Below are 24,711 nucleotides of genomic sequence, written 5' to 3'. Positions count from 1 at the left end.
GATCAAGGCTTCATCTGTTCCAGCGCCTCGTACATCGGCGCCGGTGAAACCTTGATGTATCCCGCGAACGGATGCTCCATATCGACGATCAGGTTGACCGCCATCGCGATGGAGAATGCCGCAACGGCAAAGGCGATGACTACGACAGCATTTGGTGGCGCGTAGACCGCGTAGCTGAAAAACAGCACGCTCAACCAGAATGTCACGACGATCAGGAAAAAATGCGGAGTGCGCGCGCCCATTTGAATGGCCAGCAGCCGGCTGTTTTGTTTCAGATCTTCGATCATGCGCAGACCGCTCGCACGGGCTTCCCGGCCGACGTCGTCCTGTGGCGCGAGGCTGCGCAGCCGATCCTGAATCTCGTTCAGCGTCGTTACGCTGCGTGAATGATCCGGCGAGACCGCCGTCCATATCTGCACAATTTTTGCTGCCGTGAAGGCCCGCAGCAATTCGCGCACCGGCTTAGCCTCCGAGCCGAAATGAACCGCCTCGCAATCGAGCAATCTGAGGCTCGTGCTGAACTGCTCGATCGCCCTTCTGCTGTTGTCGAGATCGGTCTTGGCATTCGTGACCAGAAATCCAATGACAAGTGCGGCCATGAGACCGACGGCACCCATCGTGTGCTGGACCGTCTTGTGCGTCGGTTCGGAGAGATAACGCTCGGGCAATTTCTTGCTTAGCAACAAACCTGCCAGACTGGCTCCGGAAATACAGCAGAAAGCGACAAACCCCGCGCCGGTGAACATCGAGCCACCTCAGAAGGACGAATGTGCAAAAATGGAACGATCCGCGGCGGCCCGTGCGATGTCAAGCAGCCTCGTGAGCGGCGGGTCAAGTTACCTGCCTCGCCACGACAAGTGCCTGCGTGACCTCACGATATGGCGATGTCGGCAGTACGGGCTTTAGTCTAACCGCCGCGCTCTCGCGCCTCGTTCTGATCGATGTATAATCGCACTTCCTTGTCCAGGGAGATCCACGATGAGTTGGATGCCGTCCAACGATCCGATCCTCGGCGACCCGCAATCCTGCGATGCGCTCGAACTCGTGATCGTGCCGCGCACCCGCGACCTCGGCGATGGTTTTGCCGTTCGCCGCGCGCTGCCGCACGGCAAGCGGCAGATGGTTGGCCCCTTCATCTTCTTCGATCATTTCGGCCCGGTGCAATTCATCGCAGGCCAGGGCATGGATGTACGTCCGCATCCGCATATCGGACTTGCCACCGTCACCTATTTGTTCGACGGCAGCATCATGCACCGCGACAGCGAGGGCAATATTCAGGAGATCAAGCCCGGCGCCATGAACCTGATGACCGCGGGCCGCGGCATTGCTCACTCCGAACGCACGCCGGACGTGCCGCGCGCCAATGGGCAAAGAATGCTTGGCCTGCAAAGCTGGATCGCGCTGCCGATGGATCGCGAGGAAATCGCGCCGTCTTTCCAGCATTACAGCGCCGACAGCCTGCCCCTCGTCAGCGACACCGGGCTCAAAGCCCGCATCATCGCGGGCAAGGCGTTTGGTGCGGCGTCGCCGGTCGATCAGACGTCTGAGTGGTTTTACGCCGAGGTCAATCTCGATGCCGGAGCGCGCGCGCCGCTCGACGCCGACCACGAGGAACGCGCGGTCTATCTCGTCGAAGGCGAGGTGGAGATCGCGAATGAGCATTATGAGGCGCCGCGGCTTCTGATCTTCCGCCCCGGCGACTGCATCACCATTACGGCGGTGACGCCCACAAAAATGATGTTTCTGGGTGGCACCGCGCTGGAGGGGCCGCGTTACATCTGGTGGAATTTCGTCTCCTCGAACCGAGAACGGATCGAACAGGCCAAGCAGGACTGGAAGACAGGCCGTTTCGCGCACGTTCCCGAGGAGACCGAATTCATTCCGCTGCCGGAATGAATATCCCTGTAGTCCCATGAGCGGAGACGTCTGACCGATGCCAAGCCTGACATTCGACCGCGCCTTTCTTACGAACCTGCTCGGCACCCTGACCGATCGCGGACGCGACCTGATCCGTGGGTTGACGCAAGCATCGCCGCACCGCATCGCGGATGGCGAGCTCGCCGAGCTTGGTGAAACCTTGCTGTCCCGCCGCGGCGAAGCAACCGGCGTCGCGCTCGCCCAGGCATTGCTCGCCGGTTATGAAGCGGCGACACCCGAGCAGCGTCTCGCCTTTCTCGATGCGCTGGCCGATCTGTTCGGTCCCGAGCGCGAGGCCATCGAGCGCGCGATCGAAAAGGTCCGCGCCGAAGGCATGAGCCCCGCTGCCGTCAGCGACCTGCATGACGCAGCCGAGCCCCGGCGGCAGGAATTGATCCGCCGCCTCAACCTCGCGCCCGGCGGCACCGCCGCGCTGGTGCGGATGCGAGAGGAACTCCTGACGCATCTTGCCGAACATCCGCAACTGCGCCCCGTCGACAATGATTTTGTCCATCTGTTCGCATCATGGTTCAATCGCGGCTTCCTGGTGCTGCACCGGATCGACTGGACCACACCCGCCAACATCCTGGAAAAGATCATCCGCTACGAGGCGGTGCACGCAATCAAGAACTGGGACGATCTGCGCAACCGTCTCGCACCGCCGGACCGGCGCTGCTATGGCTTCTTCCACCCCCGGCTTGTCGATGAACCGCTGATCTTCGTCGAGGTCGCGCTGACGAAGGAAATTCCCGGCGCCATCGCTCCGCTGCTCGAGGAAGCCCGCGCGCCGATCGACCCGCAGCAGGCGACCACCGCCGTGTTCTATTCGATCTCGAACACCCAGCGCGGTCTCGGCGGCATTTCCTTCGGCAACTTCCTGATCAAGCAGGTGGTCGAAGATCTCAAGCGCGAGTGGCCGAACCTCAACACCTTCGTGACGCTCTCGCCGGTGCCGGGTTTCGCGTCATGGCTCGCCCGCGAGCGAGCTGCGGACAATTCGGCAGCGCTCGACGCCGCCGACAAGGAAGTGCTCACCGCCATCGACCAGCCTGGCTGGATCAACGATCCTGCAATTGCCGAGCGCGTGAAGCCGGTGCTGCTCGCGGCGGCGGCCTATTATTTTCTGGAAGCCAAGGACAAGCGCGGCCGCGTCGCCGATCCGGTGGCGCGCTTCCATCTCGGCAACGGCGCGCGGCTGGAGAAGCTCGATTATCTCGGCGACACATCAGCCAAGGGTCTCAAGCAATCGTACGGGCTGATGGTGAATTATTGCTACGACCTCGATGACATCGAGGACAATCACGAAGCGTTTGTCGAGAAGGGCGTGATCGCGGCGTCAGCCGTCGTGCGCAAAAGGCTGCATGCCAAGACCGGCTTCAACTCCGGTTTGAGCGGCGCGGCATGACCCAGTGCGTGTCAGGCGCTCACGCGGCGCCCGACAGATAGGCCTCGCGACGACCGATCATGCGCTCCGCCGCAATCTTCGCGGCTTCTTTGGTGTCGGTCGCACAGATGCGATATTCGAGATTCGGCAGCACGATCGTGTCGCGCCGGATGAAAAACGATTTCAACGAGCGGGAAGGAATTCCCACGCGCGCCAGCGCCTCGGCGACGTTATCTACCGCGCCGAAAGCAAACAAAGCGCCGGTCGCAGCCACGCGCACTTCGTAAATTCCGGGGCCGATCGGTGCCTCAAGCTTGTCACCGCGCGCTGCCGTCGGATAGCGCTTCCATTCGCCCCAAGTGGTAATCATCGTCGCCTCGGAAAGGTTAATTCAAAACAGGTCAGTATCGATTAGCGCGGTTCAACGTCCGCCAGGTTCGATTCGTTCCGGATATGGTTGTCGCGGGAACTTTGTTCAAGAACTCGCGCTTTTGTGATCAGAGAAAAGTTCCCCCTTACACGGGTAATCCGTGCTTGTGCGCGAGTTCTTTCAGCGACGTCTGCGACCGCGCGCCGATGTGCTGGATCACTTCCGCCGCTGCCATTGCGCCTAGCCGTCCCGCCTGCTCATAGCCGGCCTCGCGAACAAGCCCGAACAGGAAGCCTGCGGCGAACAGATCGCCCGCACCGGTAGTGTCGACCACATTCCTCGCGGGGAAAGCCGAGACTGCGATGACTCCTTCCTTGGCGGCGACCACGCAACCCTTTTCGCTGCGCGTGACGACACCGAGCGCGGCATCGTTGCGCAGCTGCGCGAGCGCCGCGTCGAAATCTTGCGTGTCGTAGAGCGATTGCAATTCCGCTTCGTTGGCGAAAATCAGATCGACCGTCTTGTCGCGCATCAGGCCGATGAACTCGTCGCGATAGCGGCCGACGCAGAACGCGTCCGAAAGAGTGAGCGCAACCTTGCGGCCGTGCTTGTGCGCGATCTGCGACGCCTTGACGAACGCATCCTTGGCGTCCTTCGGGTCCCACAGATAGCCTTCGAGATAGACGATGGACGCCGCCGCTATCTCATCCTCGACGATGTCGGCCGCCGACAAATCCTGCGCCGCGCCGAGATAGGTGTTCATGGTGCGCTCACCGTCGGGCGTGACCAGAATGTAGGAACAGCCGGTGGCTGGTCCGTCCTTTGCGGCCGCCGTATCGAACGCCACACCCGCGCTGCGGATGTCGTGCGCATAGAGCTGGCCGATCTGGTCGTCCTTGATCTTGCCGACATAGGCCGCGCGCGCACCAAGCTGGGCGATGCCGACAATGGTGTTGGCCGCCGAGCCGCCGGAAACCTCCGTGGCTGGGCCCATGTCCGCATAGATCGATGCAGCGCGGGCCTCGTCGATCAGCGCCATCGCCCCCTTGGTCATGCCGTGGTCGGTCAGGAACTTGTCGTCCACCCGCACCAGGATGTCGAAAAGGGCGTTGCCGATGCCAAGAACATCGTATTTGGCGCTGTTCATTAAGATTAATCCTGCGGAATGAGGCCGAAACCGGCTAAAGCTGGTAAGACGCGGGGGTATTCGCGGCGGTTTGAACGCCAGCGCGACCTATCACGACAAACCCTCTGCCAGCAAGCAGCCGAACCTTCGACCCATTCCAAGCCAGCCTTGCCAAAACACCGATGATCCGCCACATCCTCACGGTTTCCGCCGGAACGCTGATCTCGCGGGTCTTGGGCTTTCTCCGCGACACGCTGATCGCCGCTCTGCTTGGCGCGGGGCCGGTGGCGGATGCCTTCCTGGTCGCGCTGCAATTCATCAATGTCGCTCGCCGCGCGCTCTCCGAGGGCTCGCTGAATGCTGCGCTGGTGCCGATCTATCTGCGGCTGCGCGACAGCGAGGGCGCGATCGCCGCCACCGCTTTCGCGGGGCAAGTCATGGGCAGCCTCTGCCTGATCCTGATCGGAATCGCCGTGGTGTTCACCGGGTTGATGCCGATCGTGATTGCGGTGATGGCGCCGGGCTTCATCGGACACCAGACCATGCAGCTCGCGATCGACGATGCGCGGCTGATGATGCCTTACTTCGCCTTCGTCGGTCCGATCACGGTGATGATGGGCGTGCTCAACGCCGAACGGCGTTTCCTGCTCACCGCATTCTCGCCGGTGCTGTTCAACATCATGATGATCGCCATCATCCTGTCCCTGCTTGCATGGCATCATGATGCGCAGACATCCGCCACGATCATCGCAGGCGCGGTCGGTGTCGCCGGATGCTTCCAGATGCTGGTGCTGATCCAGCGCCGCCCATGGCGCAGCGGCCTTGCCGCACCCATCCGCGTCTCCTTCAATCCGCAGATCCGCGCCTTCTACCGCAAGGCAGTGCCTGGCATGATCGCCAATTCCGGTCCGCAATTCCTGATCGTCGCGGGCGCGATCATCGCATCCAGTTCACCTGCTGCGGTATCGTGGCTCTATTTCGCCAACCGCCTGATCGAACTGCCGCTCGGCATGGTCGGCGTCGCCATGGGCACCGTGCTGATGCCGGAGTTCACCCATGCGATCCAGAACAACGACCGCTCTGCCCTCACCCATGCGCAATCGCGCGGCCTCGAACTCGCCGTCGGGCTGGTGCTGCCCGCCACGCTTGGCCTGATCCTGTTGAGCGAGCCGATCATCGGCATCCTGTTCCAGCACGGCGCGTTCACGGCCGCTGACACCGTGGCGACCGCGCAGGCGCTGTCGGTGCTGGCGCTAGGGCTTCCCGCCTACGTGCTGGTGAAGGTTTTGGCGCCGGCCTTTTTCGCGCGCGAGGACACGCGCACGCCGCTTCTCGCAACGCTCGCAGGCATCTCGAGCGCGGTGATCGCGGGTCTTCTCGTCGATCATCGCTTCGGCGTCTCCGGCATCGCCGCGAGCATCTCGCTCGGCGCCTGGGTTTGCGCCCTGATCCTGACCTGGCGCGGCGCATCCTCGTTCGGCTTCTCCATTGATGACGATGCGCGCAGGCGGCTGCCGCGCATCGCTCTCTGCGCCGCCGTCATGGGACTGACGCTTTTCACCTCGCAATATTTCGTAGCACCTCTGACGGAGAATGCACCGTTCTTCCCCCGCCTCACCATTCTTGGCGGCATGGTCGCGGCCGGCATTTCTTTCTATGGCCTGCTGCTCGACCTGTTCGATGTCGTGAGCTGGGGCGAGGCTTTCGGCGACTTGCGCGACCGGGGCTCGCGTGGCAAGTGAGCGGCGGAAGCAGCCGGCGGCTTCAGGCGGCGCTTCCACGGGAACGATATCATGACAGCGATTCAGCGGGTTTTTTCGGGCGTCCAGCCGACGGGCAATCTGCACCTCGGCAACTATCTCGGCGCCATCGTCAATTTCGTGAAGTTGCAGCAGACCCACAACTGCATCTATTGCGTGGTGGACCTGCACGCGATCACCGTATGGCAGAACCCGGTTGAGCTGACGCACAACATCCGCGAAGTGACGGCGGCGTTTCTCGCCAGCGGCATCGATCCCGACAAGCATATCGTCTTCAACCAGAGCCAGGTGGCCGAACACGCCGAACTGGCGTGGGTGCTCAATTGCGTCGCCCGCCTCGGCTGGCTGAACCGCATGACCCAGTTCAAGGAAAAGGCCGGCAAGGACCGCGAGAACGCATCCGTCGGCCTGTACGCCTATCCGAACCTGATGGCGGCGGACATTCTCGTCTATCGCGCGACCCATGTGCCGGTCGGCGAGGACCAGAAGCAGCACCTCGAACTGGCGCGCGACATCGCGCAGAAGTTCAACAACGATTTCTCGGAATCGATTGCCGCCAAGGGCTATGATCCGAAGTTCTTCCCGCAACCAGAGCCGCTGATCACCGGCCCGGCGACGCGCGTGATGAGCCTGCGCGACGGCTCGAAGAAAATGTCGAAATCCGATCCGTCGGATTACTCGCGCATCAACCTCACCGACGATGCCGACGCCATCGCGCAGAAAATCCGCAAGGCCAAGACCGATCCCGAGCCGCTGCCGTCCGAGGAAGACGGTTTGAAGTCGCGTCCCGAAGCCGACAATCTCGTCGGCATCTACGCTGCGCTCTCCGGCCGCACCAAGGCCGACGTGCTGCGCGAATTCGGCGGCGGACAATTCTCCGGCTTCAAGTCGACGCTGGTCGATCTGTCCGTCGACAAGCTCGGCCCGATCGGCGCGGAAATGAAGCGGCTGATGCAGGACCCCGGTCACGTCGATGCCGTGCTGGTGAAGGGCGCCGAACGGGCGCGCGCCATCGCCTTCGAGACCATGAAGGCCGTGAAGGACATCGTCGGCTTCGTGCAGCCGAAATAGCCCGAATACTGCGGCATTTCGGCGCTAATCCCCTGTCTTCCTGACCTTATTTCAAGGCGGCCATCTGCGTTGCCGTCTTGATCGTGCTTTTTACAACGCCATCTGTTAGGAGAGGGCACCGCAACCCGATCGCGCCGGCCTTGAACCGGCGATGCGTTGGAGACACCCATGTTTATCCAGACCGAAACTACCCCCAATCCCGCCACGCTGAAGTTTCTGCCCGGCCGCACCGTGCTCGACAGCGGCACAATGGAATTCACCAGCCGCGACAGCGCCGCGCGCTCGCCACTGGCGGTGAAACTGTTCGAGATTCCCGGCGTCACCGGCGTGTTCTACGGTTCCGATTTCGTCACCGTCACCAAGGACGACGGCGACTGGCAGCATCTCAAGCCCGCCATCCTCGGCACCATCATGGAACACTACATGTCCGGTGGGCCGATCCTTGCCGACGGCGCGCAGCCGGATGCCGGACCGCATGCCGAGGAATTCTTCAACGAGGCCGACGCCGAGACTGTCGGCATCATCAAGGACATTCTGGAAACCCGCGTTCGCCCGGCGGTCGCCAGCGACGGCGGCGACATCACCTTCCGCGGCTTCAAGGACGGCATCGTTTTCCTCGACATGAAGGGCTCCTGCTCGGGATGCCCCTCCTCGACCGCGACGCTGAAGCACGGCATCCAGAACCTGCTCAAGCACTACGTGCCCGACGTTGTCGAAGTGAGGCCGATGTAAGTCTTCCTCGCACGCGCGAGAGTGACGATTTGACGATGGCCGGGCTTGACCCGGCCATTTATTTTTCTGAATGCTTGCGTACCCCGGCAGGCTTTGAAGCCTGCGATTTCGCCCTTTCACGAAAACCTTATTCGCCGATCATGCTCGTTCTCGCCATCGATACCGCGCTGGAATCCTGCGCTGCCGCGGTGCTCGACACCGATGCGGAAGCCTTCCGCGCGCGGCAGAGCCTGCCGATGAAGCGTGGCCACGCCGAAGCGCTGATGCCGATGATCGACGAGGTGATGAAGGCGGCCAGCCTTTCTTATTCCGCGCTCGACCGGATCGCGGTCACGGTCGGCCCCGGCAGCTTCACCGGGCTTCGGGTCGGCATTTCAGCAGGTCGCGGGCTTGGCCTTGCGGCCAACCGCCCCGTGGTCGGCATCACCACGCTCGCTGCCTATGCCGCGCCGCTGATCGACGGGGAAAGCGAAACGCCGGTAATCGCGGCGATCGATGCCCGCCATGGCCATGTCTACGCCCAGGTCTTTTCCGGCGAAGGCACGAGCCTCATCAAACCCGCCATCATGCCTCTTGAGGACGTTTTCCGCGCTGCGCGCTTCGGTCCTGCGCATATTGTCGGCGATGCGGCCGACATGATCGCGGCGCAATGGCCCCCGGAATTCGAGCCGCCCGCATCAGTCGACCGGCAGGCTGCGCCGGACATCGCATGGGTCGCATGGCTCGGCGCCAGCGTGGACCCCGATGAAGCGCCGCCACGGCCTTATTACCTGCGTGCGCCCGACGCCAAGACCAAGGCCGAACTGGCGCAACGCTGATGCCGGGCCTCGTCTCAAAATTCCTGTCGCTTTTTCTATCGCGCGGCGATGCAGCGGTTGAGCCCGCAAATTTGCGCGACGCGCCCGCCTTGGCGCGGCTGCACAAGGCATCCTTTCATCGTGGATGGGATGTCGGTGAGTTCGAGCAGTTGCTGGCCGACCGCAGCGTGCTCGCACACAGGCTGCGGATGGGCCGCACCATTGCAGGCTTCATCCTCTCGCGCATGGCGGCGGACGAGGCGGAAATTCTGTCGGTCGCGATTGCGCCCAACATGCGCGGACGCGGCCTGTCCGGCCCGCTCGTCCAGACCCATCTCGGCTACCTCGCGGGCACCGGTATCCGGACAGTTTTTCTCGAAGTCGAGGAAAACAACCTGCCCGCGCGTGCGCTGTATGCGAGGGCAGGTTTTGGCACCGTGGGCCGGCGTGAGCGCTATTATAAAGATGACAGCGGCGCTCAATTAAATGCCATCGTGATGCGTCGCGACTTGTCGTCGTAGCCCCACAATGGCAAAATAGCGTCCATGCCCATCGCGAAACCCGTTTCCGCTTCGACATCGACCGACATCGAGTCGCGCTGTGCCGCAACCGGCATGCGCATGACCGAGCAGCGCCGCGTGATCGCGCGCGTCCTGGCGGAGTCCAACGACCACCCCGACGTGGAAGAATTGTACCGGCGCTGCGTCGCGGTCGACGACAAGATCTCGATCTCGACGGTGTACCGCACCGTCAAGCTGTTCGAGGATGCCGGCATCATCGAACGTCACGATTTCCGCGAGGGCCGCGCGCGCTACGAGCAGGTGCCGGACAACCATCACGACCATCTCATCAACCTGCGTGACGGCAAGGTGATCGAGTTCACGTCCGAACAGATCGAAACGCTGCAGACCGAGATCGCCCGGAAACTCGGCTACAGGCTGGTGGACCACCGCCTGGAACTATATTGCGTCCCGCTCGACGACGACAAAAGCTGAATTTCCATCAATTTCAGCAGGTTTTGCGGCTTCTCATCGCTGGATTCGGGTCCCGATCCGCTATATTTGAAGCGCTTGCCGCGAAAGGAGCCCTGCTCCTTCCGCCACCGCCGCAACCAACCCGGTTTTCATGACGCCGCCGCGCAAGCTGCACATCAAATCCTACGGCTGCCAGATGAACGTCTACGATGCGCAACGCATGGTGGACACGCTGGCGCCGGAGGGATTCGTGGAGACGGCGGACGCCAATGAAGCCGACCTCGTCATCCTCAACACCTGTCACATTCGCGAGAAGGCCTCGGAGAAAGTGTTCTCCGAACTCGGCCGTCTGCGCGTGATGAAGGAAGAGGCCGCGCGCGAGGGACGCGAGATGAAGATCGCGGTCGCCGGATGCGTGGCGCAGGCCGAGGGTGCGGAGATCACCCGCCGCGCCTCGACCGTTGACGTGGTGGTCGGTCCGCAGAGCTATCACAACCTGCCGAAACTCCTGGCCAAGGCGCGCACCGGCGCACCCACGATCGAAACCGAATTTCCTATTCAAGACAAATTCTCATCGCTCCCCGCGCCAAAGCCTGCGGCGATCCGCGCGCGCGGCATCTCGTCCTTCGTCACGGTGCAGGAAGGCTGCGACAAATTCTGCACCTTCTGCGTCGTGCCCTATACGCGCGGCATGGAAGTGTCGCGGCCGGTCGCCGCCATCGTCGATGACGTGAAGCGCCTCGCGGACAATGGCGTGCGCGAGATCACGCTGATCGGCCAGAACGTCAACGCCTATCACGGCGAAGGCGCGAGCGGACAGGCATGGTCGCTCGGCCGCCTGCTGCATCATCTCGCTAGCGTTCCGGGCATCGTGCGGCTGCGTTATTCGACCAGCCACCCGCGCGATGTGGACGATTCACTGATCGAGGCCCACCGCGACATTCCCGCCGTGATGCCGTTCGTGCATTTGCCGGTGCAATCCGGCTCCGACCGGATTCTGGCGGCGATGAACCGCAAACACGCCGCGGCTGACTATATCCGCACCATCGAGCGGTTCCGAAAGGCGTCCCCGAAGATCGCGTTCTCATCGGATTTCATCGTCGGATTTCCGGGTGAAACCGAACAGGATTTTTCCGACACCCTCGCGCTCGTCACACAAATCAGCTACGCTGGCGCCTATTCGTTCAAGTATTCGCCCCGCCCGGGCACTCCGGCGGCGGACATGCAGGAGACGGACACGGCCTTGGCGGTTCCAGCAGCGGTGATGGACGAGCGCCTGGCACGACTCCAGGGCTTGATCGACGCCCAGCAGGCGAGCTTCAACAGGGCTGCCATCGGCCAGACGGTCGAGGTGCTGTTCGAACGCGCGGCGCGCGAGCCGGGCCAGATCGTCGGCCGCACCGCTTATCTGCAACCGGCGCATGTGATGGCACCGGCAGACATCATCGGCCAGGTTTTGCCGGTCACCATCGACAGTCTGGAGCGCTACAGCCTCAAGGGCAGGCTTGCGTCCACGCATGCGACGGATACACCCCGCGCACCCATTTCAATCCCTGCAACGGAGCCTGAAACCTTTGCCTAAAAGCGCAGCGGATTCACCTTCACTCGCTCCCGGCCGCAAATCCGATCGCGACCCCTCCTCCTCACCGGAAACACAGATCGTCGTCGCCTTCGACGACAACCGTGCGGCCTCTGCGCTGGTGGGACCTTATGGCCAGCACCTTGCGCTGATCGAACGCCGCCTCGGCGTGGTCGCTGATTCACGCGGCAACCACGTCACCATCGCGGGCTCACGCGATGGCTGCGATGCGGCGCGGCGCGTGCTCGAAACGCTCTACAAGCAGGCGCTCGCCGCGACAGATATCAGCCATGGCGATGTCGAGGGCGCGATCCGCGCCATCCTCGCGCAGGGCTCGCTGTTCGATTTCGAGACGCGCACGGGGAAAACTTCGTTCGAGGAAATCAATCTGCGCAAGCGCCCGGTCCGCGCCCGTACCGCCGCGCAGGACGCCTATATCCGCGCGCTGAAGCGCAACGAACTCGTGTTCGGGATCGGCCCCGCCGGCACCGGCAAGACCTGGCTCGCGGTGGCGCAGGCCTGCCAGCTGTTCGAACGCAAGGAAGTCGATCGCATTATCCTGTCGCGGCCTGCGGTGGAGGCGGGCGAACGGCTCGGCTTCCTGCCCGGCGACATGCGCGAGAAGGTCGACCCATATCTGCGCCCGATTTACGACGCGCTTTACGACCTGATGGATTCGCGCGTGGTCGAGCGCGCACTGCAAAGCGGAGAGATCGAAATCGCGCCGCTCGCCTTCATGCGCGGACGCACGCTGACCAACGCCGCGATCATTCTCGACGAAGCGCAGAACACGACGTCGATGCAGATGAAGATGTTTCTGACGCGCCTTGGCGAAAACAGTCGCATGATCATCACCGGCGACCCGAGCCAGGTCGATCTGCCGAACGGCCAGCAATCCGGCCTCGCGGAAGCCTCACGGTTGCTGTCCGGCGTGGAAGGCATCGCGCAGGTGACGTTCGCCGCCGAAGACGTGATCCGTCACGAACTGGTTGCGCGCATTGTCGCTGCCTATGAAGGCGGGCCGCGCCCCGCCTCTCCGGCCAAGCCTGCCTGAGACGATGCCGCGTCCTCCCACCGCCGATGTCCTGATTGCCGCCGATTGCTGGCAGGCGCAGGCTGATGCCGAAGCCGTCATCCAGCGCGCCATCGCCGCCGCCGCCTCATTCGTTGAATTGCCCGCAGAGGACACCGAAGTCGCGGTGATGCTGACGGACGACGCGCGCATTCGCGAACTGAATAAGGAATGGCGCGACCAGGACAAGGCGACCAACGTGCTGTCCTTTCCGGCTGCACAGCCGCCCGGCGCAACGCCGCAGCCCTTGATGCTGGGCGACATCGCCATCGCCTATGAGACGACGCGCTTTGAGGCGGAGACGGAAGGCAAGCCATTCCAAAACCATTTGAGTCATCTCGCCATTCATGGCTTCCTGCACCTGCTCGGCTACGACCATCTCGACGATGACGAGGCCGAGGAGATGGAGGGACTGGAGCGGGACATTCTGGCGAAGCTCGGCATCGCCGACCCCTATCTCACCAGCGACCAGGCAAAGTAGTGACGAACGACTCCGACCATAGCGCAACAACGCCTACCCCCTCTGCCACCACGCTGCCCGTGCCGGTGCAGCAGGGCGAAGTGCTGCGCCCGGCCGCCGAATCCTGGCTCTCGCGCGCGATCCGTTCATTGTTCGGCTGGAAGGCCGGCTCCGCGCGCGCCGACATTCAGGTCGTGCTCGACGCGACCGCGCCCGACGACGAGACCAGCTTCACCGCGGTCGAGCGCACTATGCTGCGCAACATCCTGTCGCTGCACGATCGCCGCATCGCCGACGTCATGGTGCCGCGCGCCGACATCGTCGCCGTGCGCCGCGACATTTCATTGGCTGAACTGATGTCGCTGTTCGAGAGCGCGGGCCACTCCCGCCTCGTCGTCTACAACGACACGCTCGACGAACCCGAGGGCATCGTCCACATCCGCGATCTCGTCGCCTTCATCACCTCTAAGGCCAAGGTGGATCCCGAGGTGAACGCCAAGCGCAAGAAGCCGTTTCCGGCCGGCCTCGATCTGAAATCCGTCAATCTCGCCATTCAGCTCGCGGACACCGCCATCATGCGCGAGCTTTTGTACGTGCCGCCGTCGATGCCCGCGATTGATCTGCTGGCGCAGATGCAGGCGACCCGCATTCATCTTGCATTGGTTGTCGACGAATATGGTGGCACCGACGGCCTCGTTTCGATCGAGGACATTGTCGAGCAGATCGTCGGAGAAATCGACGACGAACACGACAGCGACGAAACGCCTTCCGTGGTGCGCCAGGCTGACAACTCCTTCATCGCCGACGGGCGCGCCAGCCTCGAGGACGTACAATCCGTGGTCGGCGACACGTTCAACACCGGCGAGGCCGGTGAGGAAGTCGATACGCTCGGCGGCTACATCGTCAATCAGGTCGGCCGCTTCCCGGTGCGCGGTGAAATCATTCCAGGCCCCGGCGAATTCGAGATCGAGGTGCTCGACGCCGATCCGCGTCGCGTCAAGCGCGTGCGCATCGGCATCCGCAAGGAAGAAGCCAGCGGCCGCCCGCCGCGCGACGGACGCCGCCGCGAACCATCCGCCGAACAGGCGCCGACAAAGCCGCCGTCGGGTGGAGAGACGAATACATGAGCGTGGCCACCGCCCTACACTCACCCGCACGCGCCACGATCCTGAGCTGGGGCTGGCGGCGCGCGGCCATCGCGCTTGTCGCAGGCGCCAGCTCCGCGCTGGCGATGGCACCTTTCAACGCATGGCCTGTTCTGTTCATCACTTTCCCAGTGCTGGTCTGGCTGATCGATGGGACCGGCCCCGGCCGGCGCGGCGTGGTCAGTGCCGCCATCGCCGGATGGTGGTTCGGTCTCGGCTATTTCGTCGCCGGACTGTACTGGATCGGCAACGCGTTTCTTGTCGATGCCGAAACCTTCGCCTGGCTACTGCCGCTTGCGATCCTTGGTCTGCCAGCGCTGCTCGCGCTGTTCATGGCTGCGGGCTGCGCGCTGGCGCGGCTGATCTGGACGAAGGACTGGTCACGTCTACTCTCGCTGGCAGTCGCGCTCACCGTCAGCGAATGGCTGCGCGGCCATATCCTGTCCGGCTTTCCGTGGAACCTGTTCGGCTACGCACTCGCCGAGCCATTGGCGATGGCGCAGGCCGCATCATTGATCGGTATCTGGGGCGTGAGTTTCCTCGCGATCGCGATCTTTGCCAGCCCCGCGACCCTGATCGACGACCGCGCCCGCACGAAACGGCCGTGGCTGCCGTTCGCCCTCTCTCTTGTCCTGCTCGCCGCCAGTGGCGGCTATGGCGCATGGCGGCTCGACCGTCACCCGACGCAATTCGTGAGCGGCGTGAAGCTGCGGCTGATGCAGCCGAACCTGCAGCAGGACGTGAAGTTCAACTACTCCGCCAAGGACGACGTGCTCGCGAGATACATGGCGCTGTCGGACCGCGCCACTGGCCCGCAGACCAGCGGCGTGCGCGACGCCACGATCCTGATCTGGCCGGAATCGGCGTTTCCGTTCTTCCTGACGCGCGAACCAGCCGAGCTTGCCAAGATCGCGAACTTCCTGCCGCCGCAGACCACGCTCATCACCGGCGCGGTGCGCGCGCCCAATCTGTCGCCGGCGGTGCGGCCGACCAAGGCCTACAACTCGATCTACGTCATCAATCACGACGGCGACATTCTCTCGATCTACGACAAGCTGCATCTGGTTCCGTTCGGCGAATATTTGCCGTTTCAAAGCACGCTTGAAAAACTCGGCTTCCAGCAACTCACCAAGGTGCAAGGCGGCTTCATTCCTGGCGCCCGCCGGCGCACCATGGCCATTCCCGGCGCGCCGCGCGTCCTCCCGCTGATCTGCTACGAGGTCGCCTTCTCCGATGCCATCGTGCCCACGGGTGAGCGGCCGGGCTGGATCGTCAACCTGACCAATGACGGCTGGTTCGGAAACAGCACAGGCCCCTATCAGCATCTTCAGATGGCACGCTTGCGCGCCATCGAGGAGGGGCTGCCGATCGTGCGCAGCGCCAATACCGGAATTTCCGGGGTGATCGACCCCGTCGGGCGTGAACTCGGCCACCTTGCGCTTGGTCAAGAAGCTGTTCTGGATTCCGCATTGCCCGTAGCATTACCGCCGACGGTTTTCTCGCACTGGCGACATATGCCGCTCGCTATCATGGTCGTGCTCTCGGCACTTGTCGTCCTGGTGCGGCGCCGCCGCGAAGCCTGATCGCCCGCGCAAGAACGATATCAAATAGTGAGACAGTGCTGAAAACCGCCTCCATTTAACCCGTTTTATTCGCGTGAATGGCTCTATCTTCGCCACAGCTCGCCATTGCGACCATATGGGTCAGAGCGGAAATTTGACGAAGCTCGAAAAAGTAGCTTAGTCGGAGGAATATCCGTACTCTTCTCACGGTCCGTCAGGGGCACTTGAATGTCGGCGAAAACGCCAAACCCGGTCGACAAATATGTTGGCAGCCGCGTGCGGATGCGTCGCATCATGCTGGGACTGAGCCAGGAGAAGCTCGGCGACGCGCTCGGACTGACCTTTCAGCAAATCCAGAAATACGAAAAAGGCACCAACCGCATCGGCGCGAGCCGCCTGCACCAGATCGCCGATATCCTGCAGGTACCGGTCTCGTTTCTGTTCGAGGGCGGACCGACCAGCAACACCAGCGTCGAGGGCCTCGGCGAAGCCCCCTCTCCGGCTTATGTCTCGGACTTTCTCGCGACGTCCGAGGGACTGGCGCTGACGCGTGCATTCACGAAGATCACGGACGCGAAGCTCCGCCGCAGCATCGTCGACCTCGTCGAGCAGATCGCCGGAACACAGAATCCGTCCTAACCACAGGCCAGGCTTGCAATAGGCTTGGCTTGCGATTTTTGGATTTCCCTTTTTGCTTCGAGCCTTTTATTGCGAGCGAACCTGACGCAGGGTTCTTTTGCGTCCTCTTCCTATCAAGGCTCTCTCCGATATGCCGGACAACCATAACCATGACGCTCCCTCGCGATCCTTCTTCGGACGCCGCAAAGGCCACAAGCTGCGCCCGCATCATGCCTCGCTGATCGAGGACTTACTGCCACGCCTTGCGCTCGACACCGGCACGCCGGCCCCTGCAACTTTGACCGCGCTGTTTCCGGCAGGCACGAATGCCGTTCGCATCGAGATCGGCTTTGGCGGGGGCGAGCATCTGCTTGCCGAAGCCGCGGCATTCCCCGACATCGGCTTCATCGGCTGCGAGCCCTACGTCAACGGCATGGCCAAGATTCTCGCGCAAATCGAAGCGCGCGGTCTTTCCAATATCCGTCTGTTCGCGGGCGACGCTGCTGAATTGCTCGCATGGGTGCCGCCGCAATCGCTGGCACGGATCGATCTGATTCATCCCGACCCGTGGCCGAAGCGGCGGCACTGGAAGCGCCGCTTCGTGCAGGACGCCACGATTGCGGCGATGGCTCGCGCGCTGACCGCGCACGGCGAATTCCGTTTCGTCTGCGACATCGACGACTACACGTCATGGACGCTGTGGCACATGCAGGGCGCAGAGGATTTTCTCTGGCTTGCGGAACGCGCCGACGACTGGCGCTCGCCGTGGCCGGGCTACACCATGACGCGCTACGGTGCGAAGGCCACGCGGGAAGGCCGCAAGGCATCTTACTTACGTTTTCAGCGGATTTGATTGAGCCTTGGTAGAGGCTTACTTTTCGCGCGCCCGCCAGAACACCAGCACGCGCTGCGCGGTGGCGGTCGAAAGCCGCTCATAGTTGAGGCGCGCTTCCTCGATATCCGGCGGCGAGGGCATCTTGCCCGGCCCCAGACGCAACACGATCAGTGCGCGCGCCGTCGCCCATTCCAGACCGATCGCGCGTGCGATCAGGAGGATCGGATCGTAGCGGTCGCCGAGGATCAACTGATCGACCGTCGCAAGCCGTACGCCGGACATCGCCGACAGTGCGGCGACGGCCTCTTCGTATTTGTGTTCCTTGGCGAAGTTGAGCAGCGCCGCCTCGTTCAAACCGCCGGACTGATGCAACGCCAGAATGAGCCGCTGCGCCGGCGCGAAGTCGCGCTTCACGAGCCGCGCGCGCGGTGCCGAGGAAATCTCCAGCATCGCCTGATTGATCGCAAGCCGCTGCTTCGGCTTCGCCGTCTCGAACATCCGGCGGCGCACGATGTCCACCGACCTCGACAGCAACTCCTTCAAGCCATCGGGCGAGATGTCTTCACGCTGCCCGAGTGACAGCGCCAGCACGCCGTCATCGACCGCGCGATTGATCAAGCCCGAATATCCCGCCGTGGAAAACGTAGCGCCTGAATTTTTCGCCAGCACACGCACCACTTCGCGATCGGCGCGGCGCAGGATCACATCGGTCAGCGGCGCCGCAAGCGTGTCGCGTTCGGAGATCGCCGCCAGATGCGCCTGACCCTTGGCGCGCGCGATTTCCATCAGCAGATCTTCGTCGATCAAGGGCGAGCGGCTCAGGATCGGGCCCGCGATACGGATTTCGTCTTCCCGCGCGAGATAATTGACGACGCCGGGCGGTGCATTGGACAGGCTCGCAAAACGCGCAGCCACGCCAGCGCGGGCCGCAGGCTCGGCCGCAGGCACGAGACCGATCAGGATGCCGTCGAACAGTTCGACGTGCTGCGGACCAAAAATCGGAGCGCCCTGCACGAACAGTTCGGCAAGCTTCGTGATCGCGGTCGCGCGCTTTTCCGCAGAGCCGCTTTTTGCGATCGCGTCGAGTTCAGGGATCAGGGACGTAACTGCCATCAAATCGGGTCCGCGCGGGGTTCGAGCGCGGTCCCCAATCTAGAGACCGCTCATGAATGAAGGGTTTAGCCGATCATTCATTTCCGCCGAGTTCCCGGTCGGCCCTTGCCGGGGGGGCGGAAACGGAGTATATCCCCACACAATAATCATCTCATACGATCGCGTAGGAGAGTGGGCCCCTTCCGGACCCGCTCTTTTTTGTTACCCGGCGCGGTCGCCTGAGCCGCAGGAGAAACGATGCTCCTGCCGCGACAAACCGGCGCTGCTCCGGCAGCGTAACGGAACCTTTTCTTAACTATAGAGACGGACCCGCTGACGCCCGACATGACCGAACCCGCTTCCATTGCCGAGACCGACATGCCTGCTGAGACCACGCCTGCGGTCGAACGCCGCCTGGTCGTCGAGCCGGGTGTCGCGGCGCGGGTGGCGGCGATCGCCGAGCCAGTGCTCGAAGGGCTCGGCTACCAACTGGTGCGCATCAAGATTTCCGGAGAAGCCGGCTGCACCGTGCAGATCATGGCCGAACGGCCGGATGGCACCATGCTGATTGACGATTGCGAAGCGATCTCCAAGGCGCTGTCGCCGGTGATGGATGTCGCCGACCCGATCCAGCGCGCTTACCGGCTTGAGATTTCCTCTCCCGGCATCGACCGGCCGCTGGTGCGGCAGTCGGATTTCGAACGCTATACCGGCCACCTTGTGAAGATCGAAATGTCCGTGCCGCACGATGGCCGCAAGCGCTTTCGCGGCACGCTGGAGGGCATCGAAAACGGACTCGTGCGCATCACGCGAGATGACGTGAAGGAACACAAGGGCGCGCAGGAAGCGGATGTGCAATTGCCGCTCGCGGACATCGCAAGCGCAAATCTCGTTCTGACCAACGAACTGATCGCCGAATCCATGCGCCGCGGTCGTGACGCCGAACGCGAGCAGCTTGAGAATGCAGGCGTGCTACCGCCTCCTCCGCCGCACGCCAAGAAAGCGCGCGAAATGCGAGACAAGGCGAAGCCCCGCCAACCGAAACCAAAGAAACCCTTGCCCAAGAACACCAAAACTCACAGGCTTGCCGCCGACGCCAAACGGCGCGCAGCCGAATCCGATTCCCACGAAGGAGAGTAAGCCATGGCCGCTGTCAGCGCCAACAAACTGGAACTGCTGCAAATCGCCGATGCCGTCGCACGCGAGAAGTCGATCGACCGTTCGATCGTGATCGCCGCGATGGAAGACGCCATCGCGAAAGCGGCACGAGCCCGTTACGGTTCCGAAACCGACGTACATGCGGAGATCGACGCCAAGAAGGGCGAGCTTCGTCTGTCGCGCCACATGCTGGTGGTGGAGACGGTCGAGAACGCCGCCAACCAGATTTCGCTGAAGGACGCGCAGCGCGCCAATCCGACCGCACAGATCGGCGACACCATCGCCGACACCCTGCCACCGCTGGAATATGGCCGCATCGCCGCGCAGTCCGCCAAGCAGGTGATCGTGCAGAAGGTGCGCGAGGCCGAGCGCGACCGGCAGTATCAGGAATTCAAGGATCGCATCGGCGAGATCGTTAACGGCATCGTCAAGCGTGTCGAATACGGTAGCGTCATCGTCGATCTCGGACGCGGCGAAGCCATCGTGCGCCGCGACGAAATGCTGCCGCGCGAAGCGCTGCGCAACGGCGACCGCATCCGCGCCTACATCTTCGACGTGCGCCGCGAAACCCGTGGTCCGCAGATCTTCCTGTCCCGCACCCATCCGCAGTTCATGGCGAAGCTGTTCGCGCAGGAAGTGCCGGAAATCTACGACGGCATCGTCGAGATCAAGGCGGTTGCCCGCGATCCGGGTTCGCGCGCCAAGATCGGCGTGATCTCCCGCGATTCCTCGGTCGATCCGGTCGGCGCCTGCGTCGGCATGCGCGGTTCGCGCGTGCAGGCGGTGGTGAACGAACTGCAGGGTGAGAAGATCGACATCATTCCGTGGTCGCCCGATATCGCGACCTTCGTCGTCAACGCGCTGGCGCCGGCCGAAGTCGCCAAGGTCGTCATCGACGAAGACCGCGAGCGCATTGAAGTCGTGGTGCCGGATACCCAATTATCCCTTGCGATCGGACGCCGCGGCCAGAACGTGCGCCTCGCATCGCAGCTTACGGGCTGGGACATCGACATCCTGACCGAGCAGGAAGAATCGGAACGCCGCCAGGCGGATTTCGAGAATTCCACGCGCGTGTTCATGGAAGCGCTCAACGTCGACGAGGTGGTCGGCCAGTTGCTGGCGTCGGAAGGCTTCTCCTCGGTCGAGGAACTCGCCCTGGTCGATGTCCGCGAACTCGCGGGCATTGAGGGCTTCGACGAGGAAACCGCTAACGAGCTGCAGAGCCGGGCGCGCGAATATCTCGAACAGCTCGATGCCGAGTTGGAAGCGAAGCGGAAAGAACTCGGCGTGGACGATGCTCTGAAGGATATTCCGGGCGTGACCGGCAAGATGCTGGTCAAATTCGGCGAGAACGACGTCAAGACGGTCGAGGATCTGGCCGGCTGCGCCACCGACGATCTGGTCGGCTGGGTGGAGCGCAAGGACGGCGAAACCGTCAAGCATGCGGGCTTCCTCGATGCGAGCGAAACCTCGCGCGACGAAGCGGAGGCGATCATCATGCAGGCGCGTCTTGCGGCTGGCTGGATCACCGAAGCCGATCTCGCCAAACCTGCGGAAGCGGAAGAAGCCGCGTCCGAAGATCATCCGGCATAAAGGACATGCCCATCGATGTTTGCCACCTCCGAGACAACGGACCTCGATCGCGGTCCCCGGGCCAAGCCCGGGAGCGCGCGGACGTGCGTCGTCTCGCGGCAGGTGAAGGGCACCGATGAGCTGATCCGCTTCGTGCTCTCGCCTGCGGGCGAGGTGGTCCCGGACGTGCGGCGCAAGCTGCCGGGCCGGGGCCTGTGGGTGTCGCTGTCGCGGACCATGGTCGCCGAGGCCGCGAAGCGCGGCCTGTTCGCCAAGGCCTTCAGGCGCGCCGTGATGCTGCCGCCCGATCTGGCGGCGCAGACCGATATCCTGCTGGCGCGCAGCGTGCTCGATGCGCTCGCGATGGTGGGCAAGGCCGGCGAAATCGTCTGTGGTTTCGGCAAGGTCGACGACGCGATCGCGGCCGGCGAAGCCGTGGCGCTGATCCATGCCAGCGACGGCGCCGACGACGGAATCCGCAAACTCGACGCAAAATGGGCCTCCGCTGCGGGGAAAAACCCGCAAATGGCGGATTCACCTAGGATTCAGGGCTTCAAAACCGATGAATTGGATTTGGCCCTTGGGCGGTCAAATGTGGTACATGCAGCCCTGCTTTCAGGGCCTGCGACGAAAACCTTCCTTTCCCGCTGGCGAACCCTCGACCGTTTCCGCACTTCGGACGGCGCGATGGACAGCAAGACGGGTAGCAACTAACGGGCCGCGTCGCGGCGCACCGAACGAGATTGGACTGTTGAATGCCTGATACGAAAAATCCTGGCGACAAGCCGCTGAGCGTCGGTTCGAAAACTCTGTCGCTGAAACCGCGCACAGAGACCGGCGTGGTGCGCCAGAGCTTCAGCCACGGCCGCAGCAAATCGGTAGTGGTCGAGAAGAAGACCAAGCGGCGTCTCGCGGGCGATCCCGCGCCGGCTCCCGCAGCCGAAGCACCTGCCGCTCCGGCAGCCGCTCCTGCCGCGCCGCGCGCGCCCGCGCCGAAGGCCCCGGCCCGCCCTTCCGGGATGGTATTGCGCACGTTGACCGAAGACGAGCAGAGCGCGCGTGCGAGCGCGCTCGCCGATGCGCGCGTCCGCGAGGAAGAAGAACGCCGCGCCGCGGAAGCAGAAGCCGCCCGCCGCAACACCAAGGAATACAAGGAACAGCAGGAGCGCGAGGCCGCCGAGGCACGCCGCAAAGCTGAGGAAGAACGCCATCGCGTCGAAGCCGAGGCCAAGGCCAAGGCCGAGCGCGAAGCCAAGAAGCGGTTCGGCGAAGCTGAAGCCAAGCCGGCGACCGCTGCGGCTCCCGCCGCACGCGCCAGTACGCCGGCCGCGCGCGCGCCTGTCGCCGCCGATGGCTCCGATGAAGACGAGGCGCCGCGCGTCCGTCGCGGACCCGGCGGTGCGATCCGCGCCGTTACGCCACCGAAGACCACACAGAAGCCCGGCCCTGCCAAGCAGCGCGGCCGCCTGACGCTGACCACCGCTCTGAATGCCGACGACGTACGCGAGCGTTCGATCGCCTCGTTCCGACGCCGCACCCAGCGCCTGACCAAGGGCCACCAGTCGAACGAACCGAAGGAAAAGCTCGTCCGCGAAGTCATCATTCCGGAAGCGATCACGCTGCAGGAACTGGCGAACCGCATGGCGGAACGCTCGGTCGATCTCGTCAAGCTGCTGATGAAGCAGGGTCAGCTCGTCAAGATCACCGACACCATCGACGCCGATACCGCGCAGCTCATCGCGGAAGAAATGGGCCACACCGTCAAGCGTGTCGCTGCGTCTGACGTGGAAGAAGGCCTGTTCGATGTCGCCGAGGATCGCGCCTCCGACACCACGCCGCGCGCGCCGGTCGTCACCGTGATGGGTCACGTCGACCACGGCAAGACGTCGCTGCTCGACGCGCTGCGTCACGCCAACGTGGTGAGCGGCGAAGCCGGCGGCATCACCCAGCACATCGGTGCCTATCAGGTGACCTCGCCTTCGGGCGCCAAGATCACCTTTATCGACACGCCCGGCCACGCCGCGTTCACCGCGATGCGCGCGCGCGGCGCCAAGGTCACCGACATCGTCATCCTCGTCGTCGCTGCCGATGACGGCGTGATGCCGCAGACCATCGAGGCCATCAACCACGCCAAGGCGGCGAAGGTTCCGATGATCGTGGCGATCAACAAGATCGACAAGCCGGATGCCAAGCCCGAGCGCGTGCGCACCGAACTCTTGCAGCACGAAGTGCAGGTCGAATCCTTCGGCGGCGATGTCGTCGATGTCGAAGTCTCGGCCAAGAACAAGACCAACCTCGACAAGCTGCTCGAGATGATCGCGCTGCAGGCCGAACTGCTCGAACTCAAGACCAACCCGGATCGTCCGGCCGAAGGCACCGTGATCGAAGCCAAGCTCGATCGCGGCCGCGGTCCGGTCGCGACCGTGCTCGTGCAGCGCGGCACCCTGCGCGTCGGCGACATCATCGTCGCGGGCGCGGAAATGGGTCGTGTCCGTGCGCTGATCAACGATCAGGGCCAGACCATTCAGGAAGCCGGTCCTTCGATGCCGGTGGAAGTCCTTGGCTTCAACGGCCCGCCGGAAGCCGGCGACCGTCTCGCCGTGGTCGAGAACGAAGCGCGCGCCCGTCAGGTCACCGAATATCGCGCCCACCAGAAGCGCGAGAAGTCGGCGGCCACCTCCGCCGGCATGCGCGGCTCGCTCGAACAGATGATGAGCCAGCTCAAGACCTCGGGCCGCAAGGACTTCCCGCTGGTGGTGAAGGCCGACGTGCAGGGCTCGCTGGAAGCCATCATCGGCTCGCTCGACAAGCTCGGCACCGAGGAAGTCGCCGCGCGCATCCTGCATGCGGGCGTCGGCGGCATCTCGGAATCGGACGTCACGCTCGCGGAAGGCTTCAACGCCGCGATCATCGGCTTCTCCGTCCGCGCCAACAAGGAAGCGGCGGCGCTCGCCAAGCGCGACGGCATCGAAATCCGCTACTACAACATCATCTACGACCTCGTGGACGACGTGAAGAAGGCAATGTCCGGCCTGCTCGCGCCGACCTTGCGCGAAACCATGCTCGGCAACGCGCAGGTGCTCGAAGTCTTCCACATCTCCAAGGTCGGTAAGATCGCCGGTTGCCGCGTGACCGACGGCACCGTCGAGCGCGGCGCCAACGTCCGCCTGATCCGCGACAACGTCGTGATCCACGAGGGCAAGCTGTCACAGCTCAAGCGCTTCAAGGATGACGCCAAGGAAGTCGTCGCCGGTCAGGAATGCGGCATGTCGTTCGAGAACTATCAAGACATGCGCCCTGGCGACGTGATCGAATGTTATCGCGTGGAGACCATTCAGCGCTCCCTGTAAGTCCAAACCTTACGGGCGCGCTGGAATAAAAGAGGCTGTCATTGCCGGGCTTGACCCGGCAATCCATTGCCTGAAAAGCGGCACTTAAACGGAGAAGATGGATGCCCGGGTCAAGCCCGGGCATGACGCTTCTCATA

23 protein-coding genes are annotated in these 24,711 nt (G+C 63.4%); 19 read left to right on the top strand and 4 right to left on the bottom strand.

Translation table 11 applies throughout. The annotated features are described in order from the left end of the window. Positions 1-2 precede the first annotated feature (2 nt). Entirely contained in the window at positions 3-746 is a 744-nt protein-coding gene (locus AFIDRAFT_RS08585; protein WP_009338826.1) for a bestrophin-like domain, read from the bottom strand. Between the two features lie 232 nt (positions 747-978). On the opposite strand from AFIDRAFT_RS08585, the gene AFIDRAFT_RS08580 reads away from it, so the two are divergent. Then, positions 979-1,896, top strand: a complete 918-nt coding sequence (locus tag AFIDRAFT_RS08580; protein ID WP_009338823.1) for a pirin family protein — start codon at positions 979-981, stop codon at positions 1,894-1,896. A gap of 37 nt (positions 1,897-1,933) precedes the next feature. After that, positions 1,934-3,322, top strand: a complete 1,389-nt coding sequence (locus AFIDRAFT_RS08575) for a malonyl-CoA decarboxylase (RefSeq protein WP_009338820.1) — start codon at positions 1,934-1,936, stop codon at positions 3,320-3,322. Between the two features lie 19 nt (positions 3,323-3,341). Here AFIDRAFT_RS08575 and AFIDRAFT_RS08570 read toward each other — a convergent pair whose 3' ends face one another. Together AFIDRAFT_RS08570 and AFIDRAFT_RS08565 are read right to left on the bottom strand one after the other, a co-directional pair. Next, positions 3,342-3,671, bottom strand: coding sequence for a hypothetical protein (locus AFIDRAFT_RS08570; RefSeq protein WP_009338819.1), 330 nt, complete (start codon positions 3,669-3,671; stop codon positions 3,342-3,344). Between the two features lie 145 nt (positions 3,672-3,816). Next, entirely contained in the window at positions 3,817-4,818 is a 1,002-nt protein-coding gene (locus tag AFIDRAFT_RS08565; protein WP_009338817.1) for an adenosine kinase, read from the bottom strand. 161 nt (positions 4,819-4,979) lie between these two features. On the opposite strand from AFIDRAFT_RS08565, the gene murJ reads away from it, so the two are divergent. The 13 genes from murJ to trmB all read left to right on the top strand — a co-directional run bounded on the left by murJ (position 4,980) and on the right by trmB (position 17,420). Continuing rightward, entirely contained in the window at positions 4,980-6,539 is a 1,560-nt protein-coding gene (gene murJ, locus AFIDRAFT_RS08560) for a murein biosynthesis integral membrane protein MurJ (RefSeq protein ID WP_009338815.1), read from the top strand. Positions 6,540-6,590: 51 nt separating this feature from the next. Next, a complete protein-coding gene (gene trpS / locus AFIDRAFT_RS08555; protein WP_009338813.1) occupies positions 6,591-7,628 on the top strand; it encodes a tryptophan--tRNA ligase in 1,038 nt (345 codons plus the stop codon). Positions 7,629-7,796: 168 nt separating this feature from the next. Beyond that, on the top strand, positions 7,797-8,360 hold the full coding sequence (locus tag AFIDRAFT_RS08550; RefSeq protein ID WP_009338811.1) for a NifU family protein: 564 nt from the start codon (positions 7,797-7,799) through the stop codon (positions 8,358-8,360). A gap of 140 nt (positions 8,361-8,500) precedes the next feature. Then, positions 8,501-9,178, top strand: a complete 678-nt coding sequence (tsaB, locus tag AFIDRAFT_RS08545; RefSeq protein ID WP_009338809.1) for a tRNA (adenosine(37)-N6)-threonylcarbamoyltransferase complex dimerization subunit type 1 TsaB — start codon at positions 8,501-8,503, stop codon at positions 9,176-9,178. Beyond that, complete coding sequence (rimI, locus tag AFIDRAFT_RS08540) at positions 9,178-9,678, top strand: ribosomal protein S18-alanine N-acetyltransferase (protein ID WP_009338808.1); 501 nt, start codon at positions 9,178-9,180, stop codon at positions 9,676-9,678. Before tsaB ends, rimI begins: the two co-directional genes overlap by 1 nt. Before the next feature lie 24 nt (positions 9,679-9,702). After that, positions 9,703-10,152 (top strand): Fur family transcriptional regulator, encoded by a 450-nt coding sequence (locus tag AFIDRAFT_RS08535; protein ID WP_009338807.1) that lies wholly within the window; start codon positions 9,703-9,705, stop codon positions 10,150-10,152. A 130-nt stretch (positions 10,153-10,282) separates the two neighbouring features. Then, positions 10,283-11,713 (top strand): tRNA (N6-isopentenyl adenosine(37)-C2)-methylthiotransferase MiaB, encoded by a 1,431-nt coding sequence (gene miaB / locus AFIDRAFT_RS08530; RefSeq protein WP_009338806.1) that lies wholly within the window; start codon positions 10,283-10,285, stop codon positions 11,711-11,713. After that, entirely contained in the window at positions 11,706-12,764 is a 1,059-nt protein-coding gene (locus AFIDRAFT_RS08525) for a PhoH family protein (protein ID WP_009338805.1), read from the top strand. The genes miaB and AFIDRAFT_RS08525 overlap by 8 nt, the downstream gene beginning before the upstream one ends. A 4-nt stretch (positions 12,765-12,768) precedes the next feature. Beyond that, positions 12,769-13,263 carry an rRNA maturation RNase YbeY gene (gene ybeY / locus AFIDRAFT_RS08520; protein ID WP_009338804.1) on the top strand — a complete coding sequence of 165 codons (495 nt, stop codon included), beginning with the start codon at positions 12,769-12,771 and terminating at the stop codon, positions 13,261-13,263. Continuing rightward, entirely contained in the window at positions 13,263-14,369 is a 1,107-nt protein-coding gene (locus tag AFIDRAFT_RS08515; protein ID WP_009338803.1) for a hemolysin family protein, read from the top strand. Before ybeY ends, AFIDRAFT_RS08515 begins: the two co-directional genes overlap by 1 nt. Continuing rightward, positions 14,366-15,970, top strand: a complete 1,605-nt coding sequence (gene lnt / locus AFIDRAFT_RS08510; protein ID WP_009338802.1) for an apolipoprotein N-acyltransferase — start codon at positions 14,366-14,368, stop codon at positions 15,968-15,970. Before AFIDRAFT_RS08515 ends, lnt begins: the two co-directional genes overlap by 4 nt. Positions 15,971-16,177: 207 nt before the next feature. Then, a complete protein-coding gene (locus AFIDRAFT_RS08505; RefSeq protein WP_009338801.1) occupies positions 16,178-16,588 on the top strand; it encodes a helix-turn-helix domain-containing protein in 411 nt (136 codons plus the stop codon). A gap of 130 nt (positions 16,589-16,718) precedes the next feature. Further along, positions 16,719-17,420: a tRNA (guanosine(46)-N7)-methyltransferase TrmB gene (trmB, locus tag AFIDRAFT_RS08500; RefSeq protein ID WP_009338800.1), complete on the top strand. Its 702-nt coding sequence runs from the start codon at positions 16,719-16,721 to the stop codon at positions 17,418-17,420. A gap of 18 nt (positions 17,421-17,438) precedes the next feature. Here trmB and AFIDRAFT_RS08495 read toward each other — a convergent pair whose 3' ends face one another. Next, on the bottom strand, positions 17,439-18,515 hold the full coding sequence (locus AFIDRAFT_RS08495; protein ID WP_009338799.1) for a DUF2336 domain-containing protein: 1,077 nt from the start codon (positions 18,513-18,515) through the stop codon (positions 17,439-17,441). A 324-nt stretch (positions 18,516-18,839) separates the two neighbouring features. Here AFIDRAFT_RS08495 and rimP point away from each other — a divergent pair, with 324 nt between their 5' ends. Genes rimP through infB form a run of 4 tightly spaced genes read left to right on the top strand, consistent with a single transcriptional unit; the run spans position 18,840 to position 24,574 of the window. Continuing rightward, positions 18,840-19,634: a ribosome maturation factor RimP gene (gene rimP, locus AFIDRAFT_RS08490; protein WP_009338798.1), complete on the top strand. Its 795-nt coding sequence runs from the start codon at positions 18,840-18,842 to the stop codon at positions 19,632-19,634. A gap of 3 nt (positions 19,635-19,637) precedes the next feature. Then, positions 19,638-21,245, top strand: coding sequence for a transcription termination factor NusA (nusA, locus tag AFIDRAFT_RS08485; protein ID WP_009338797.1), 1,608 nt, complete (start codon positions 19,638-19,640; stop codon positions 21,243-21,245). 15 nt (positions 21,246-21,260) lie between these two features. Further along, positions 21,261-21,938, top strand: coding sequence for an RNA-binding protein (locus AFIDRAFT_RS08480; RefSeq protein WP_009338796.1), 678 nt, complete (start codon positions 21,261-21,263; stop codon positions 21,936-21,938). Positions 21,939-21,979: 41 nt separating this feature from the next. Next, positions 21,980-24,574, top strand: coding sequence for a translation initiation factor IF-2 (infB, locus tag AFIDRAFT_RS08475; RefSeq protein WP_009338795.1), 2,595 nt, complete (start codon positions 21,980-21,982; stop codon positions 24,572-24,574). Positions 24,575-24,711: the final 137 nt, after the last annotated feature.

The organism is Afipia sp. 1NLS2 (assembly GCF_000178995.1).
In the GTDB taxonomy this organism is placed as follows: Bacteria; Pseudomonadota; Alphaproteobacteria; order Rhizobiales; family Xanthobacteraceae; genus Afipia.
The sequence above is the reverse complement of the archived record's forward strand: the minus strand, read 5'-3'. Positions and strand labels throughout refer to the sequence as shown.

Excerpts from the sequence above, each read along its gene's own strand:
- lnt (WP_009338802.1), top strand. The coding sequence starts at position 14,366 with ATGAGCGTGGCCACCGCCCTACACTCACCCGCACGCGCCACGATCCTG.
- AFIDRAFT_RS08535 (WP_009338807.1), top strand. The coding sequence starts at position 9,703 with ATGCCCATCGCGAAACCCGTTTCCGCTTCGACATCGACCGACATCGAG.
- ybeY (WP_009338804.1), top strand. The coding sequence starts at position 12,769 with ATGCCGCGTCCTCCCACCGCCGATGTCCTGATTGCCGCCGATTGCTGG.
- trpS (WP_009338813.1), top strand. The coding sequence starts at position 6,591 with ATGACAGCGATTCAGCGGGTTTTTTCGGGCGTCCAGCCGACGGGCAAT.
- infB (WP_009338795.1), top strand. The coding sequence starts at position 21,980 with ATGCCTGATACGAAAAATCCTGGCGACAAGCCGCTGAGCGTCGGTTCG.
- trmB (WP_009338800.1), top strand. The coding sequence starts at position 16,719 with ATGCCGGACAACCATAACCATGACGCTCCCTCGCGATCCTTCTTCGGA.
- nusA (WP_009338797.1), top strand. The coding sequence starts at position 19,638 with ATGGCCGCTGTCAGCGCCAACAAACTGGAACTGCTGCAAATCGCCGAT.
- AFIDRAFT_RS08575 (WP_009338820.1), top strand. The coding sequence starts at position 1,934 with ATGCCAAGCCTGACATTCGACCGCGCCTTTCTTACGAACCTGCTCGGC.
- rimI (WP_009338808.1), top strand. The coding sequence starts at position 9,178 with ATGCCGGGCCTCGTCTCAAAATTCCTGTCGCTTTTTCTATCGCGCGGC.
- rimP (WP_009338798.1), top strand. The coding sequence starts at position 18,840 with ATGACCGAACCCGCTTCCATTGCCGAGACCGACATGCCTGCTGAGACC.
- AFIDRAFT_RS08570 (WP_009338819.1), bottom strand. The coding sequence starts at position 3,671 with ATGATTACCACTTGGGGCGAATGGAAGCGCTATCCGACGGCAGCGCGC.
- AFIDRAFT_RS08585 (WP_009338826.1), bottom strand. The coding sequence starts at position 746 with ATGTTCACCGGCGCGGGGTTTGTCGCTTTCTGCTGTATTTCCGGAGCC.
- AFIDRAFT_RS08495 (WP_009338799.1), bottom strand. The coding sequence starts at position 18,515 with ATGGCAGTTACGTCCCTGATCCCTGAACTCGACGCGATCGCAAAAAGC.
- murJ (WP_009338815.1), top strand. The coding sequence starts at position 4,980 with ATGATCCGCCACATCCTCACGGTTTCCGCCGGAACGCTGATCTCGCGG.
- AFIDRAFT_RS08550 (WP_009338811.1), top strand. The coding sequence starts at position 7,797 with ATGTTTATCCAGACCGAAACTACCCCCAATCCCGCCACGCTGAAGTTT.
- miaB (WP_009338806.1), top strand. The coding sequence starts at position 10,283 with ATGACGCCGCCGCGCAAGCTGCACATCAAATCCTACGGCTGCCAGATG.
- AFIDRAFT_RS08580 (WP_009338823.1), top strand. The coding sequence starts at position 979 with ATGAGTTGGATGCCGTCCAACGATCCGATCCTCGGCGACCCGCAATCC.
- AFIDRAFT_RS08565 (WP_009338817.1), bottom strand. The coding sequence starts at position 4,818 with ATGAACAGCGCCAAATACGATGTTCTTGGCATCGGCAACGCCCTTTTC.
- tsaB (WP_009338809.1), top strand. The coding sequence starts at position 8,501 with ATGCTCGTTCTCGCCATCGATACCGCGCTGGAATCCTGCGCTGCCGCG.
- AFIDRAFT_RS08480 (WP_009338796.1), top strand. The coding sequence starts at position 21,261 with ATGTTTGCCACCTCCGAGACAACGGACCTCGATCGCGGTCCCCGGGCC.
- AFIDRAFT_RS08505 (WP_009338801.1), top strand. The coding sequence starts at position 16,178 with ATGTCGGCGAAAACGCCAAACCCGGTCGACAAATATGTTGGCAGCCGC.